This is a genomic window from Allobosea sp. TBD101 (genome assembly GCF_059817965.1).
Window position 1 is genome coordinate 2,560,236 of record NZ_CM187543.1, and the last position, 15,433, is coordinate 2,575,668.

At 64.8% G+C, this 15,433-nt stretch carries 11 protein-coding genes; all 11 read left to right on the forward strand.

Going from position 1 to position 15,433, the window contains the following annotated elements; translation table 11 throughout:
- Positions 1-210: 210 nt before the first annotated feature.
- The 11 genes from secE to rpsG all read left to right on the forward strand — a co-directional run bounded on the left by secE (position 211) and on the right by rpsG (position 15,420).
- Positions 211-405, forward strand: a complete 195-nt coding sequence (gene secE / locus AC6RIC_RS12480; RefSeq protein WP_499736398.1) for a preprotein translocase subunit SecE — start codon at positions 211-213, stop codon at positions 403-405.
- A gap of 14 nt (positions 406-419) precedes the next feature.
- Positions 420-953 carry a transcription termination/antitermination protein NusG gene (gene nusG / locus AC6RIC_RS12485; RefSeq protein WP_377838347.1) on the forward strand — a complete coding sequence of 178 codons (534 nt, stop codon included), beginning with the start codon at positions 420-422 and terminating at the stop codon, positions 951-953.
- Between the two features lie 343 nt (positions 954-1,296).
- Entirely contained in the window at positions 1,297-1,728 is a 432-nt protein-coding gene (rplK, locus tag AC6RIC_RS12490) for a 50S ribosomal protein L11 (protein ID WP_038358273.1), read from the forward strand.
- Between the two features lie 13 nt (positions 1,729-1,741).
- Positions 1,742-2,440: a 50S ribosomal protein L1 gene (rplA, locus tag AC6RIC_RS12495; protein WP_499736399.1), complete on the forward strand. Its 699-nt coding sequence runs from the start codon at positions 1,742-1,744 to the stop codon at positions 2,438-2,440.
- A gap of 515 nt (positions 2,441-2,955) precedes the next feature.
- The gene (rplJ, locus tag AC6RIC_RS12500; RefSeq protein ID WP_454035649.1) at positions 2,956-3,471 is read left to right on the forward strand and encodes a 50S ribosomal protein L10; all 516 of its coding nucleotides are present in this window, start codon (positions 2,956-2,958) and stop codon (positions 3,469-3,471) included.
- 49 nt (positions 3,472-3,520) lie between these two features.
- Complete coding sequence (rplL, locus tag AC6RIC_RS12505; RefSeq protein WP_454656589.1) at positions 3,521-3,901, forward strand: 50S ribosomal protein L7/L12; 381 nt, start codon at positions 3,521-3,523, stop codon at positions 3,899-3,901.
- Between the two features lie 256 nt (positions 3,902-4,157).
- Positions 4,158-8,279 (forward strand): DNA-directed RNA polymerase subunit beta, encoded by a 4,122-nt coding sequence (rpoB, locus tag AC6RIC_RS12510; protein WP_454656590.1) that lies wholly within the window; start codon positions 4,158-4,160, stop codon positions 8,277-8,279.
- 109 nt (positions 8,280-8,388) lie between these two features.
- Entirely contained in the window at positions 8,389-12,573 is a 4,185-nt protein-coding gene (gene rpoC, locus AC6RIC_RS12515; RefSeq protein ID WP_454656591.1) for a DNA-directed RNA polymerase subunit beta', read from the forward strand.
- A 234-nt stretch (positions 12,574-12,807) separates the two neighbouring features.
- A complete protein-coding gene (locus AC6RIC_RS12520) occupies positions 12,808-13,983 on the forward strand; it encodes a helix-turn-helix transcriptional regulator (protein WP_499736400.1) in 1,176 nt (391 codons plus the stop codon).
- Between the two features lie 524 nt (positions 13,984-14,507).
- Complete coding sequence (gene rpsL / locus AC6RIC_RS12525) at positions 14,508-14,879, forward strand: 30S ribosomal protein S12 (RefSeq protein ID WP_199085547.1); 372 nt, start codon at positions 14,508-14,510, stop codon at positions 14,877-14,879.
- 70 nt (positions 14,880-14,949) lie between these two features.
- On the forward strand, positions 14,950-15,420 hold the full coding sequence (gene rpsG / locus AC6RIC_RS12530) for a 30S ribosomal protein S7 (RefSeq protein WP_089175040.1): 471 nt from the start codon (positions 14,950-14,952) through the stop codon (positions 15,418-15,420).
- Positions 15,421-15,433: the final 13 nt, after the last annotated feature.

The window sequence follows — 15,433 nt, forward strand, 5'->3', positions numbered from 1 at the left end:
CTACGGAATGGCTCCTCAGGATGAGGGCTTGGGGTCAAATGGTTCGTCCCGCGCCGAACCCGAAAGGGTCTTGGCTAAAGGCCTCAAGCGATGTAAGAGGCTTGCAATGACGGCGCGCAACCCTCCCCGGGTTCCGCGCCGCGAATGTTTCAGGACGGCCGAATCGGCGTCGCGAGGGATCGCGGGCTGGCTCGGAACCCGAGGTGGTTCATGGCGAAATCCAATCCCTTCCAGTTCCTGCAGGACGTGCGCTCGGAGGCGACCAAGGTCACCTGGCCGTCGCGCCGCGAGACGCTGATCACCACGGGCCTCGTGCTCGCCATGGTGGTCCTGTCCAGCCTGTTCTTCCTCTTCACCGACACCATCATCCGCTGGGTGCTCGGCCTCGTCCTCGGCGCCCGTTGAACGGAATTACGAACGTGAGCACCCGCTGGTATATCGTCCACGCCTATTCGAACTTCGAGAACAAGGTCGCCCAGTCGATCCGCGACCAGGCCGCGCAGCGCAATCTCGCCGACAAGTTCGACGAGGTGCTGGTGCCGACCGAGAAGGTCGTCGAGGTTCGCCGTGGCCGCAAGGTCGAGGCCGAGCGCAAATTCTTCCCAGGCTATGTCCTGGTGAAGTGCGAGATGACCGACGAGGTCTATCACCTCATCAAGAACACGCCGAAGGTCACCGGCTTCCTGGGTGCCGACAAGGCCAAGCCCATGCCGATCCCCGAGAGCGAGGCGATGCGCATCAAGGGCCAGGTCGCCGAGGGCGTCGAGCGGCCGAAACCGACGATCGTTTTCGAGGTCGGCGAGCAGGTCAAGGTTGCGGACGGGCCCTTCGCTTCCTTCAACGGCGTCGTCGAGGATGTCGACCACGCCCGTGCCCGCCTCAAGGTCGCGGTCTCGATCTTCGGTCGCGCCACGCCGGTCGAGCTCGAGTACAGCCAGGTCGAGAAGCTCTGAGGTTTTTCGATCTCGTTCCGGAGCGCTCATCCTGAAGGGCTGCGTCCGCGGCGTGCCGACGGATGAGCCAGGAGGCTCCGGAGCAATAACATCCTTCGAGATGCAAGCTACGCTTGCTCCTCGGGGGGAGGGCTGTGGTTCGGCGTTAACGAATCCACTTCCCTTCGGCGCTGCCTTATGTCATAGGGCGCGCCTCAACCGCGTGGGAGGCGTGCCGGTCGCCAGCCGGATCACAGGCGCCGCACCACGCACTGCAACCACCCCGGCCCCGATGAAGAGCATCGGCAGGCGGGGTCGTCGTCGTTCCGAATAGGCATCGGGGCGGACGGCAGGAGCAGCCATCATGGCGAAGAAGATCACGGGCTACGTGAAGCTTCAGGTTCCGGCGGGCGCGGCCAATCCGTCGCCGCCGATCGGTCCGGCGCTGGGTCAGCGCGGCCTCAACATCATGGAATTCTGCAAGGCCTTCAACGCGAAGACCCAGCAGATGGAAAAGGGCATGCCGATCCCGGTGATCATCACCGCGTATGCCGACCGTTCCTTCACCTTCGAGATGAAGCAGCCGCCTGTCTCGTACTGGCTGAAGAAGGCCGCTGGCCTGACCTCCGGCTCGAAGACCCCGGGCAAGGGCGGCAATGTCGGCAAGGTCACCACTGCGCAGATCGCCGAGATCGCCGAGAAGAAGATGGCCGATCTCAACTGCGACACCGTCGAATCGGCTTCGGCCATGATCCGTGGCTCGGCCAGGTCCATGGGCCTGGAAGTCGTGGGCTGAGGGAGGCTGACCAATGGCACATGTCGGAAAGCGCGTCGTCAAGGGCCGTGAGGGCATTGACCGCACCAAGCTGTACTCGCTCGACCAGGCTGTCACGTTCATCAAGGAGCGCGCCAACGCCAAGTTCGACGAGACTGTCGAGATCGCGATGAATCTCGGCGTCGATCCCCGCCACGCCGACCAGATGGTCCGCGGCGTCTGCAACCTGCCGAACGGCTCGGGCCGCACGCTGCGCGTCGCCGTCTTCGCCCGTGGCGCCAAGGCCGACGAGGCCAAGGCTGCGGGTGCCGACATCGTCGGCGCCGAGGAGCTGGTCGAGTCCGTCCAGAAGGGCGAGATCAACTTCGATCGCTGCATCGCGACCCCGGACATGATGGGTCTTGTCGGCCGTCTCGGTAAGGTGCTCGGCCCGCGCGGCCTGATGCCGAACCCGCGCGTCGGCACCGTCACCATGGACGTGACCGCCGCCGTCGCCGCCTCGAAGGGCGGTTCGGTGGAGTTCCGCGTCGAGAAGGCCGGTATCGTCCACGCCGCCGTCGGCAAGGCCTCGTTCTCGGCTGACAAGCTCTCGGAGAACATCAAGGCGTTCGTCGACTCGGTCGCCAAGGCGAAGCCCGCCGGCGCCAAGGGCACGTACATTCAGCGCGTCGCCCTGTCGTCGACCATGGGCCCGGGCGTCAAGATCGAGCCGAACACCGTCATCGGCGGCTGATCAGGCTTAAGGGAAGGGCGGCTGGCTCACCGGCCGCCCACCCGCTCTTGATTTCACGAAGTCAAGAGCCTACTTGGCAGAAGCAGGCTGAAGCGCTATGACGCAGCCTGTTTCCATAAGTGAAGGGGCTCCGGCGTGCCTGGCACGAGGGGGGCTGTTTCGCGTTTTTCGGCGGTTTTCCGCTGAAGAATGGGTGATTTGAGCCAGGGAAAGCGATTTCCACGGCATGGAATCATCCAGTCCTGTCTGAGACTGCAGGTGCCTTCCCGGTTCGTCCGGGAGCATAATTTCGCCAAGAGGCCTGCATAGACGGTGCAAGAGCTTAGTCCCGGATCGCGAGGTCCGGACAAGACGGTTCGAACCATCTCGCCCGATCGTGACCCTCAGGGGTCGGGAGCGGGGACAGGGCACCAAGCGTCGCTTTGCGGGACGCCGGTGTCAACCGGGGTTTCGGGAAGCGGCATTTGCAACCGGCGGCAGGCCCTCAAAGCTTGTCGCCTACCGGAGAGAGCCCAGTGGATAAAGCGGCAAAGAAAGATGCCGTCGCGTCGCTGAACGATGTGTTTTCGAGCACGTCGGTCGTCGTCGTGGCCCACTATGCGGGTTTGACCGTGGCCCAGTTCCAGAAGCTTCGTCGCGAGATGAAGGCGAATGGCGCCACTGTTAAGGTCGCAAAGAACCGCTTGGCCAAGATCGCTCTTGAAGGCACCGACGTCGCGTCCATCAGCAAGCTGCTGACGGGTCCCACCCTGATCGCTTATTCGAGCGATCCGGTCGCGGCGCCGAAGGTCGCCACCGCTTTCGCCAAGGAGAACGACAAGCTCGTCATCCTGGGCGGCGCGATGGGCACGACCGCCCTGAACCCCGATGGTGTCAAGGCTCTGGCCACGATGCCCTCGCTCGACGATATGCGCGCCAAGCTCATCGGCCTTATCCAGGCCCCGGCTACGAAGCTCGCGCAGCTCACGAACGCGCCCGCCGGCAAGCTGGCTCGCGTGGTTCAGGCTTATGCCGACAAGAATGCGGCTTGATAGCCAGCAATTCCTTATCGTTCGAACCTCTTAAGACAGGAAGTTAAACATGGCCGATCTCGCCAAGCTTGTCGACGATCTCTCGTCGCTCACCGTTCTCGAGGCTGCTGACCTCGCCAAGATGCTCGAAGAGAAGTGGGGCGTTTCCGCCGCCGCCGCCGTCGCCGTTGCGGCTGGTCCGGCTGCTGGTGGCGCTGCCGCCGCCGCTGCTGAAGAGCAGACCGAGTTCACCGTTGTCCTGGCCTCGGCCGGCGACAAGAAGATCGAGGTGATCAAGGAAGTCCGCGCCATCACCGGCCTGGGCCTCAAGGAAGCCAAGGACCTGGTCGAAGGCGCTCCGAAGCCGGTCAAGGAGTCGGTTGCCAAGGACGAGGCCGAGAAGCTCAAGAAGCAGCTCGAGGCCGTCGGCGCCAAGGTCGAGCTCAAGTGAGCTTGGGCCGGCTGATGCCGGTCCGACCGTAGTCACTATCGACAGTCCCGGGGCGGCTCACGCCTCCGGGGCTGTTGCGTCGTTTCCGCGTTGGTGCGCGGGAGTTGTTTTCGAGGTTTGCTGCAACCTTGCGGTGTGACCTCGATGGAAATGTAGGGTCGGCGCGATGCGGCGCCGAACGGCTCACCCGGCGGCCTGCCGCCGTCGACCGCCCGGACCTCCGGGTGAGCCGTCCGAAGAGATTGCGAGGAACAACATGGTCAATTCGCTCCAGGGTCGCAGGCGCGTCCGCAAGTTCTTCGGCAAACTCAAGGAAGTGGCTGAGATGCCGAACCTCATCGAGGTTCAGAAGGCGTCCTACGATCAGTTCCTGATGGTCGACGAGCCCAAGGGCGGCCGCGCCGACGAGGGCTTGCAGTCCGTCTTCAAGTCCGTCTTCCCGATCGGCGATTTCTCCGGCGCCTCGCTGCTGGAGTTCGTGAAGTACACCTTCGAGCCGCCGAAGTACGACGTGGACGAGTGCCGCCAGCGCGGCATGACCTTCTCGGCGCCGCTCAAGGTGACGCTGCGCCTGATCGTGTTCGATATCGATCCGGACACCCAGGCCAAGTCCGTCAAGGACATCAAGGAGCAGGATGTCTACATGGGCGACATGCCGCTCATGACCGACAACGGCACCTTCATCGTCAACGGCACCGAGCGCGTCATCGTCTCGCAGATGCACCGTTCGCCGGGCGTGTTCTTCGATCACGACAAGGGCAAGACCCATTCCTCGGGCAAGCTGCTCTTCGCCGCGCGCATCATCCCCTATCGCGGTTCCTGGCTCGACATCGAGTTCGACGCCAAGGACATCGTCTATGCCCGTATCGACCGGAAGCGTAAGATCCCGGTCACCTCGCTGCTGTTCGCGCTCGGCATGGACGGCGAGGAGATCCTCAACCGCTTCTATAACCACATCACCTATACCAAGGACGCCAAGGGCTGGCGCGTTCCCTACGACGCGGAGCGCATGAAGGGCTTCAAGGCCTCCGAGGACCTGATCGACGCCGATACCGGCGAGGTCGTGGTCGAGGCCGGCAAGAAGCTCGTCGCCCGCGCCGCCCGCCAGCTGGCGGAGAAGGGCCTGAAGTTCCTGCGTGCGCAGGACGAGGACCTGTACACCCAGTACATCGCCGAGGATCTGGTCAACCCGGCGACGGGCGAGGTCTATGCCGAGGCTGGCGAGGAGATCACCGAGAAGCTGCTGACGCAGCTCGTCGAAGAGGGCTTCGACGAGATCCCGGTGCTCGACATCGACCACATCACGGTCGGCCCCTACATCCGCAACACGCTGAACGTCGACAAGAACTCGCGCCGCGAGGAAGCCCTGTTCGACATCTACCGCGTGATGCGTCCGGGCGAGCCGCCGACCCTCGAGACGGCTGAGAACATGTTCCAGTCGCTGTTCTTCGACGCCGAGCGCTACGACCTCTCGGCCGTCGGCCGCGTCAAGATGAACATGCGCCTCGACCTCGACGCCGAGGACACCGTGCGCATCCTGCGCAAGGAGGACATCTTCGCGGTCGTCAAGGCGCTGGTCGACCTGCGCGACGGCAAGGGCGAGATCGACGACATCGACCATCTCGGCAACCGCCGCGTGCGCTCGGTCGGCGAGCTCATGGAGAACCAGTACCGCCTGGGTCTGCTCCGCATGGAGCGCGCCATCAAGGAGCGCATGTCCTCGGTCGATATCGACACGGTCATGCCGCAGGACCTGATCAACGCGAAGCCGGCGGCCGCCGCCGTGCGCGAGTTCTTCGGCTCGTCGCAGCTCTCGCAGTTCATGGACCAGACCAACCCGCTCTCGGAAGTCACCCACAAGCGCCGACTCTCGGCGCTTGGCCCGGGCGGCCTGACCCGCGAGCGCGCCGGCTTCGAGGTGCGCGACGTGCACCCGACCCACTATGGCCGCATCTGCCCGATCGAGACGCCGGAAGGCCCGAATATCGGCCTGATCAACTCGCTCGCCACCTTCGCGCGAGTGAACAAGTACGGCTTCATCGAGAGCCCCTACCGCCGCATCCGCGACGGCAAGGTCACGAACGAGGTGATCTATCTCTCGGCGATGGAAGAGGCGAAGTACAACGTCGCCCAGGCGAATGCCGCCGTCGATGCCGAAGGCCGCCTGACGGACGACCTGATCGTCTGCCGTCGCGCCGGTGAAGTCATCGTCACCCCGGTCGACAAGGTCGACTTCCAGGACGTGTCGCCGAAGCAGCTCGTCTCGGTCGCCGCGGCGCTGATCCCGTTCCTCGAGAACGACGACGCGAACCGCGCGCTGATGGGCTCGAACATGCAGCGCCAGGCGGTGCCGCTGGTTCGCGCCGACGCGCCCTTCGTCGGCACCGGCATGGAAGCGGTCGTCGCCCGTGACTCGGGCGCCGCGATCGCGGCCCGCCGCGGCGGTATCGTCGACCAGGTCGACGCGACCCGTATCGTTATCCGCGCTTCCGACGAGATGGACCCGACCAAGCCCGGCGTCGACATCTACCGCCTGCAGAAGTTCCAGCGCTCCAACCAGTCGACCTGCATCACGCAGCGTCCGCTGGTCCGCGTCGGCGACATCATCAAGAAGGGCGACATCGTCGCCGACGGCCCGTCGACGGAGTTCGGCGAGCTCGCGCTCGGCCGCAACGTGCTCGTCGCGTTCATGCCGTGGAACGGCTACAACTTCGAGGACTCGATCCTTCTCTCCGAGAACATCGTGGCCCAGGACGTCTTCACCTCGATCCATATCGAGGAGTTCGAGGTCATGGCCCGCGACACCAAGCTCGGCCCGGAGGAAATCACGCGCGACATTCCGAACGTTTCGGAAGAAGCGCTGAAGAACCTCGACGAAGCCGGCATCGTCTATATCGGTGCCGAAGTGGCGGCGGGCGACATCCTCTGCGGCAAGATCACGCCGAAGGGCGAAAGCCCGATGACGCCGGAAGAGAAGCTTCTGCGCGCCATCTTCGGCGAGAAGGCTTCGGACGTGCGCGACACCTCGCTGCGGGTTCCCCCCGGCGTGCAGGGTACGATCGTCGAGGTCCGCGTGTTCAACCGCCATGGCGTCGACAAGGACGAGCGCGCCCAGGCGATCGAGCGCGAGGAGATCGAGCGTCTCGCCAAGGACCGTGACGACGAGCAGGCGATCCTGGACCGCAACACCTTCGCGCGTCTGGCCGAGATCCTGACCGGCAAGACCGGCCTTGCAGGCCCGAAGGGCTTCAAGAAGGACACGGTCATCACCCGCGAGGCGATGAGCGAGTTCCCGCGCTCGCAGTGGTGGCTGTTCGCCACCGCCGAGGACTCGCTGATGACCGAGATCGAGGCGATGCGGAAGCAGTACGACGAGTCGAAGAAGCGCCTTGAGCAGCGCTTCCTCGACAAGGTCGAGAAGCTGCAGCGCGGCGACGAGCTGCCTCCGGGCGTGATGAAGATGGTCAAGGTCTTCGTCGCGGTGAAGCGCAAGATCCAGCCGGGCGACAAGATGGCCGGCCGTCACGGCAACAAGGGCGTGGTCTCGCGCATCGTGCCGGTCGAGGACATGCCGTTCCTCGAGGACGGCACCCATGCCGACATCGTGCTGAACCCGCTCGGCGTGCCCTCGCGCATGAACGTCGGGCAGATCCTGGAGACCCATCTGGGCTGGGCTGCCGCCGGTCTCGGCAAGCAGATCTCCAAGGCCCTCGACGCCTACAAGAAGTCCCACGACTTCAAGGCGCTGAAGGCCGAGTTCGACGCCGTCTACGAGGATAACGAGATCGTCGCCTCGATGGATGAGAACGAGCTCGTCGAGATGGGCCAGAACCTGCGCCGCGGCGTGCCGGTGGCGACGCCGGTCTTCAACGGCGCCAAGGAGGCCGATATCGAGCGGCTCCTGGAGCAGGCGGGTCTGCACTCCTCGGGCCAGTCGACCCTCTATGACGGCCGCACGGGTGAGCCTTTCGACCGCAAGGTGACGATGGGCTACATCTACATGCTCAAGCTGCACCACCTGGTCGACGACAAGATCCACGCCCGTTCGATCGGTCCGTACTCGCTCGTCACCCAGCAGCCGCTGGGCGGCAAGGCGCAGTTCGGCGGCCAGCGCTTCGGCGAAATGGAGGTCTGGGCGCTCGAAGCCTACGGCGCCGCCTACACCCTGCAGGAAATGCTGACGGTGAAGTCGGACGACGTCGCGGGCCGCACCAAGGTCTACGAGTCGATCGTGCGCGGCGAGGACAACTTCGAGGCGGGCATCCCGGAGAGCTTCAACGTGCTCGTCAAGGAAATGCGCTCGCTCGGCCTCAACGTCGAGCTCGTCAACAACAAGGCGAAGCCGGGCGAATTGCCGCCCGCCGAAGCGGCTGAATAAGTCGTTAACCAAGCCTTGGGTACATGCCGGCGGCACTGATGCCGCCGGCCACGGATTTCAGAAGCCGGGCAGGGTGGCCTTCGTCCCCGCCGGCTAGAGGAGACAGGCGATGAAGCAAGAGGTCATGAACCTTTTCGGCCAGCAGCCGGTCCAGCAGGCCTTCGACGCGATCAAGATCTCGATCGCGAGCCCGGAGAAGATCCTGTCCTGGTCCTATGGCGAGATCAAAAAGCCGGAGACCATCAACTACCGCACGTTCAAGCCGGAGCGTGACGGCCTGTTCTGCGCGCGCATCTTCGGGCCGATCAAGGACTACGAGTGCCTGTGCGGCAAGTACAAGCGCATGAAGTTCAAGGGCGTCATCTGCGAGAAGTGCGGCGTGGAAGTCACGCTCGCCCGTGTCCGGCGCGAGCGCATGGGCCATATCGAGCTGGCCGCCCCGGTGGCGCATATCTGGTTCCTGAAGTCGCTGCCCTCGCGCATCGGCCTGCTGATGGATATGCCGCTCAAGGACCTCGAGCGCATCCTCTACTTCGAGTCGTATGTGGTCATCGAGCCGGGCCTGACCCCGCTCAAGGACCGTCAGCTGCTGTCGGAAGAAGAGTATGTCCGCTGCCAGGAAGAGTACGGCGCCGACACCTTCACCGCCATGATCGGCGCGGAAGCGATCCGCGAGATGCTGCGCGCGCTCGACCTCGATCAGATCAACGCCGACCTCAAGCATGAGATCGCGACGACGACGTCGGAGCTGAAGCCCAAGAAGCTGATGAAGCGCCTCAAGATCATCGAGGCCTTCCAGGAATCGGGCAACAAGCCGGAATGGATGGTGATGACCCAGATCCCGGTCATCCCGCCGGATCTGCGCCCGCTCGTTCCGCTCGATGGCGGCCGCTTCGCGACCTCGGACCTGAACGACCTCTATCGCCGCGTCATCAACCGCAACAACCGCCTGAAGCGCCTCATCGAGCTGCGCGCGCCGGACATCATCATCCGCAACGAGAAGCGGATGCTGCAGGAGTCCGTCGACGCCCTGTTCGACAACGGCCGCCGCGGCCGCGTCATCACGGGTGCCAACAAGCGCCCGCTGAAGTCGCTCGCCGACATGCTGAAGGGCAAGCAGGGCCGCTTCCGCCAGAACCTGCTCGGCAAGCGCGTCGACTATTCGGGCCGCTCGGTCATCGTCGTCGGCCCGGAGATGAAGCTGCACCAGTGCGGCCTGCCGAAGAAGATGGCGCTCGAACTGTTCAAGCCGTTCATCTATGCGCGCCTCGACGCCAAGGGCTACTCGACCACGGTCAAGCAGGCCAAGAAGCTGGTCGAGAAGGAGAAGCCTGAGGTCTGGGATATCCTGGACGAGGTCATCCGCGAGCATCCGGTGATGCTGAACCGCGCGCCGACGCTCCACCGCCTGGGCATCCAGGCCTTCGAGCCCGTGCTGATCGAAGGCAAGGCGATCCAGCTGCACCCGCTGGTCTGCGCCGCCTTCAACGCGGACTTCGACGGCGACCAGATGGCCGTGCACGTCCCGCTGTCGCTCGAAGCGCAGCTGGAAGCGCGCGTGCTGATGATGTCGACCAACAACATCCTGCACCCCGCGAACGGCATGCCGATCATCGTGCCGTCGCAGGACATCGTGCTCGGCCTGTACTACCTCTCGATCGTCTCGGACGGCGAGCCGGGCCAGGGCAAGATCTTCGGCGATTTCGGCGAACTCGAGCACGCGCTGCACGAGAAGGTCGTGACGCTGCATTCGAAGATCAAATATCGCTGGACCGGCACCGGCAAGGACGGCAAGCCGTACACGAAGATCTACGACACCACGCCTGGCCGCGTGATCCTCTCGACCGCGCTGCCGGACCATCCGGCCGTGTCCTTCGACGTCAGCAACCGCCTGATGACCAAGAAGGAAATCTCCGGAATGATCGACGCCGTGTATCGCGGCTGCGGTCAGAAGGAATCGGTGATCTTCTGCGATCGCGTCATGGCGCTGGGCTTCCGCCACGCGTTCAAGGCCGGCATCTCCTTCGGCAAGGACGACATGGTCGTGCCGGAGAACAAGTGGGATATCGTCGACACGACCCGCGCGCTCGCCAAGGATTACGAGCAGCAGTACCAGGACGGCCTGATCACCCAGGGCGAGAAGTACAACAAGGTCGTCGACGCCTGGGCGAAGTGCTCCGACAAGCTCGCCCAGGAGATGATGGCCCGCATCTCGACCGTCCAGAAGGACGAGACCGGCCGCGACAAGCAGATCAACTCGATCTACATGATGTCGCACTCGGGCGCTCGTGGTTCGCCGGCGCAGATGCGCCAGCTCGCCGCCATGCGCGGCCTGATGGCCAAGCCGTCGGGCGAGATCATCGAAAGCCCGATCATCTCGAACTTCAAGGAAGGTCTCGACGTTCTCGAGTACTTCAACTCGACCCACGGCGCCCGTAAGGGCCTCGCCGACACGGCGCTCAAGACGGCCAACTCCGGCTATCTCACCCGCCGTCTCGTCGACGTGGCGCAGGACGCGATCATCTCCGAGGTCGACTGCGGCTCGGATAACGGCATCAAGATGCGCGCCATCGTCGATGCCGGCCAGATCGTGGCTTCGCTCGGCATGCGCATCCTGGGTCGCGCCACGGCCGAGGACATCGTCGATGTCGACGGCAATGTCCTCGTCGCCAAGGGGATCGTGATCGAAGAGAGCGACATCGCCAGGATCAACGCCGCCGGCGTCCAGGAGGTGAAGATTCGTTCGGTTCTCACCTGCGAGACCAAGAACGGCGTCTGTGCCACCTGCTACGGTCGCGACCTCGCTCGCGGCACGCCCGTCAACATGGGCGAGGCCGTCGGCGTCATCGCGGCACAGTCGATCGGCGAGCCGGGCACGCAGCTCACCATGCGTACCTTCCACATCGGCGGCGCGGCCACCATCGCCGACCAGTCCTTCGTCGAGTCGAACTTCGAAGGCACGGTCAAGATGCGCAACCGCAACGTCGCGCGGAACTCGGACGGCGACCTCATCGCCATGGCGCGCAACATCGCCATCGTGATCGTCGGCCCTGATGGAGCCGAGCGCGCGGTCCATCGCGTCCAGTTCGGCTCGAAGCTGCGCGTCGACGAGGGCGACAAGGTCAAGCGCGGCCAGCGCCTGATCGAGTGGGACCCCTATTCCCGCCCGATCCTCGCGGAAGTGGACGGCAAGGTCGGCTACGAGGACCTCGTGGACGGCATGTCGATCACCGAGACGACCGACGAGGCGACCGGCATCTCCAAGCGCGTCGTCATCGACTGGCGCGGTTCGGCCCGTACGGCCGATCTCAAGCCGGCGATGGTCATCTTCGGCGCTGACGGGAAGGTTGCGAAGCTCGCCCGTGGTGGCGAGGCCCGCTACATCCTGCCGGTCGACGGCATTATCTCGGTGGAGCCGGGCCATGCGATCAAGGCCGGCGACGTGCTCGCCCGTGTCTCGACCGACTCGGCCAAGACCCGCGACATCACCGGCGGTCTGCCGCGCGTCGCGGAGCTGTTCGAGGCACGTCGTCCGAAGGACGCGGCGATCATCGCCGAAAAGTCGGGCGTGATCGGCTTCGGCAAGGACTACAAGAACAAGCGTCGCGTTACGCTGACGCCGCATGACGGTTCCGACGGGGTCGAGTACCTGATCCCGAAGGGCAAGCACATCCACCTTCAGGAAGGCGACGTCGTGGAGGTCGGCGACTACATCCTCGACGGCAACCCGGCCCCGCACGACATCCTTGCGATCAAGGGCGTCGAGGAGCTGGCGGCTTATCTGGTCAACGAAATCCAGGAGGTTTACCGCCTCCAGGGCGTGACCATCAACGACAAGCACATCGAGGTCATCGTCCGGCAGATGCTGCAGAAGGTCGAGATCACCGAGTCCGGCGACAGCGACATCCTGACCGGCGACCAGGTCGATCGGATCGAGCTGGAAGAGGTCAACGCGAAGCTGCGCGAAGAGGGCAAGAAGCCGGCATCCGGTGTTCCGGTCCTGCTCGGCATCACCAAGGCCTCGCTGCAGACCCGCTCCTTCATCTCGGCGGCGTCCTTCCAGGAGACCACCCGCGTCCTCACCGAGGCGGCGGTCAACGGCAAGTCGGACATGCTCGAAGGCCTCAAGGAGAACGTCATCGTCGGCTCGCTCATCCCGGCCGGCACCGGCGCCCAGGTCGCCCGCATCAAGCAGGTGGCCACGCGCCGCGACGATCTCATCGTCGGCCAGAAGGCGGATGCGGCGGCCAAGGCCGCCAAGGCAGCCGCCGCGGTGCTCCCGGCTGCCGAATAAGCAGCCCGGCGAAAGCCTCATGTTCTCAAACGGCCGCCTTCGGGCGGCCGTTTTCTTTTGTGTCAGCCGTGGCGATGCCTGAGCTGCGCGCCTTGAAGGATACGGATCATCCTGGCGCTCTCGCCGCAGTGAGATGGGGACCAAATTTCCGTCTGCTCACATTTTGTTCACGCCATCTGATGCTCTAAGGGTGCGAAGCTACTCCCGGTTTCGAAAGCAGGGCGCTGCAGGGACATGATGCGCTGGCCAGAAAGGCAAGAAGGCAGGGATGCCTTCGATCACGAGACGCCGGCCGGCTTCGTCGCGGCGGTCGAGGCGATCTATGACGCGGCTCCGGCACCCGAGCGCTGGCCCGCCGCGCTGCAGGCGATCGCCGATTCATTCGGCGATGTCGGCGCCCATATGATCTATCAGCGGGACGACGGCACCTATGGCTCGATCTGTTCGCCCGGGCTGGAGGCGGCCCTGCGGGATTACGAGACGGGGGAGTGGTGGCGTCATGACGTGCGCTTCTCGCGCTCACTTGAATGCGGGGCGATTGCCCGTTCCGATACGATCTCGGATCGCGACATCGCCACGCCGGAGGAAAGGAAGCGCCTGCCATTCTACACGCAGTTTCTGCGCTCGCATGGCCTCGGCTGGTTCGGCGGGGTCGGGATCTCTCCCGATCCGCGCGTGGGTGTCGCGCTAGCGGTTCAGCGCGCCGCGGAGAGGGGGCCACTGTCGGAGGCCGAGCTCGAAACCCTCGGCCGGTTGGGGCGCCATGTCGAGAACGCCCTGCGTCTCGGGATCAGGCTGATCAATGCCGAAGCCTCGCAGCACGCGCTCGCGGATGCCCTAACCCGGCTCGGGGTCGGCGTCTTCCTGCTTGCCGGCGATGGGCGGGTGCTGTTCTCCAATCCGGCTGGACAGGCGCTCACCGGGGACGGCCTGCTGGTCAGTGGGGGGCGGCTGACGGCACGGGCGGAGGCGCCGCGCGATATGCTGCGGGCCCGGATCGCCGACGCGGCTTTCGGCGACACGGCCCTTCTCGATGCGCCGCGTCCGGTCGTCGTGCAGGATCACCAGCGCGACGGTTTCCTGGCCGTGCATGTGATCCCGGTCCGGGGGGCGGATCGCGGTGCGATCGAAGCGTTGCTCGCGGATGTCGCCGCGATCGCTGTCGTCATGAGCTCGCAGGTCAACGGCCCCGCCGATCCGGCGCTCGTGCGGGACCTTCTCGGCCTGACGCTGGCCGAGGCACGCCTGACGGCCCTGGTCGGGGTGGGGCTGGCGCCGCGCGAGGCGAGCCAACGTCTCGGCATCACCGAGGAAACGGCGCGCACGACCCTGAAGCGCGTCTTCCAGAAGACCGGTGTAACGCGGCAGAGTGAGTTGTCCGCGCTTCTGGCTCGGATGGCGGTTCGCTAGGGCAGGGGTGCTGCGGCTGCTGTTCTCCGGGAGGGCTTTCCTCTGGCCGGTGATTCTCTCCTGGGGATCATGCGGGAGCTGGAACTCGAGGGAGCTTTACGCTCTGTTTACGGCAGCTATGCTGACGATCGGCGCGCGGCATGCAGCCGTAGCCGGTTCGGTGCCGCCATTCGCCCAGTGGGTGGCGGAAATGCAGGCCTAAACGGGCCTGGAACCGGAATCCGGGGTTGACGCGAATCTCCGCGTGAGTCATAAGCGCGCCACTGTCGACGGCTGTCGGACACGTTTGTCGCTTGCGCATGGTTCGCAAGCGAGTTTCGCGACCGAAACTCCGTCGGAATTCCAGCGTCGATTGACGACATGGCAGGATGCATGAACGCGGGCTCTCCGTGTTCCTCTGCTGGCGAGCGCGCCTGAGGCCCCTGAAAGGGCGCCGATGGCGCGGCTTCGTTTATGTCATGGCTTTGCTCGGCCTGGGAGATTGACCAGGAATTTCCAAACGCTCAGTGGGGCGAGAGGCCAGAATGCCGACAATCAGCCAGCTCATCCGCAAGTCGCGGTCGCCCGTGAAGGCGCGTAACACCGCCCCGGCGCTTGAGAATTGCCCGCAGAAGCGCGGCGTTTGCACGCGCGTCTATACGACGACCCCGAAGAAGCCGAACTCCGCGCTCCGTAAGGTTGCGAAGGTTCGCCTGACCAACGGCTTCGAGGTGATCGGCTACATCCCCGGCGAGGGTCACAACCTCCAGGAGCACTCTGTCGTCATGATCCGTGGCGGCCGCGTGAAGGACCTTCCCGGCGTGCGCTATCACATCCTGCGCGGTGTGCTCGACACGCAGGGCGTCAAGAACCGCAAGCAGCGCCGTTCGAAGTACGGCGCCAAGCGTCCCAAGTAATTTCGGCCTGACCGGCCGGGCGGGCAGCCTGAGCCGGTTCGCCGCGTTGAAGATTTACGGAGACTAGACGATGTCCCGCCGCCACAGTGCCGAAAAGCGCGAAGTTATCCCGGACCCGAAGTTCGGCGATATCGTCGTGACCAAGTTCATGAACTCGGTCATGTACGAAGGTAAGAAGTCGACCGCCGAGCGGATCGTCTACGGTGCCTTCGATATCATCGAGGCGAAGACCAAGAGCGAGCCGCTCGGTGTCTTCAAGTCGGCGCTCGAGAACGTCGCTCCGGCGATCGAGGTCCGTTCCCGCCGCGTCGGTGGCGCGACCTACCAGGTTCCGGTCGAAGTCCGCACGGAGCGCCGCCAGGCGCTCGCCATCCGCTGGCTGATCGCTGCCGCTCGCGGCCGCAACGACAAGACCATGGTGGAGCGCCTGTCGGCCGAGCTGATGGACGCTGCCAACAATCGCGGCAACGCCGTCAAGAAGCGTGAAGACACGCACCGGATGGCGGAAGCCAACCGCGCCTTCTCGCACTACCGCTGGTAAGCGGCGTACTGCA

Coding starts and splice junctions, on each gene's coding strand:
- rpoC (WP_454656591.1), top strand. CDS start 8,389: ATGAAGCAAGAGGTCATGAACCTTTTCGGCCAGCAGCCGGTCCAGCAG.
- rpsL (WP_199085547.1), top strand. CDS start 14,508: ATGCCGACAATCAGCCAGCTCATCCGCAAGTCGCGGTCGCCCGTGAAG.
- rpsG (WP_089175040.1), top strand. CDS start 14,950: ATGTCCCGCCGCCACAGTGCCGAAAAGCGCGAAGTTATCCCGGACCCG.
- rplK (WP_038358273.1), top strand. CDS start 1,297: ATGGCGAAGAAGATCACGGGCTACGTGAAGCTTCAGGTTCCGGCGGGC.
- rpoB (WP_454656590.1), top strand. CDS start 4,158: ATGGTCAATTCGCTCCAGGGTCGCAGGCGCGTCCGCAAGTTCTTCGGC.
- secE (WP_499736398.1), top strand. CDS start 211: ATGGCGAAATCCAATCCCTTCCAGTTCCTGCAGGACGTGCGCTCGGAG.
- rplL (WP_454656589.1), top strand. CDS start 3,521: ATGGCCGATCTCGCCAAGCTTGTCGACGATCTCTCGTCGCTCACCGTT.
- rplA (WP_499736399.1), top strand. CDS start 1,742: ATGGCACATGTCGGAAAGCGCGTCGTCAAGGGCCGTGAGGGCATTGAC.
- AC6RIC_RS12520 (WP_499736400.1), top strand. CDS start 12,808: ATGATGCGCTGGCCAGAAAGGCAAGAAGGCAGGGATGCCTTCGATCAC.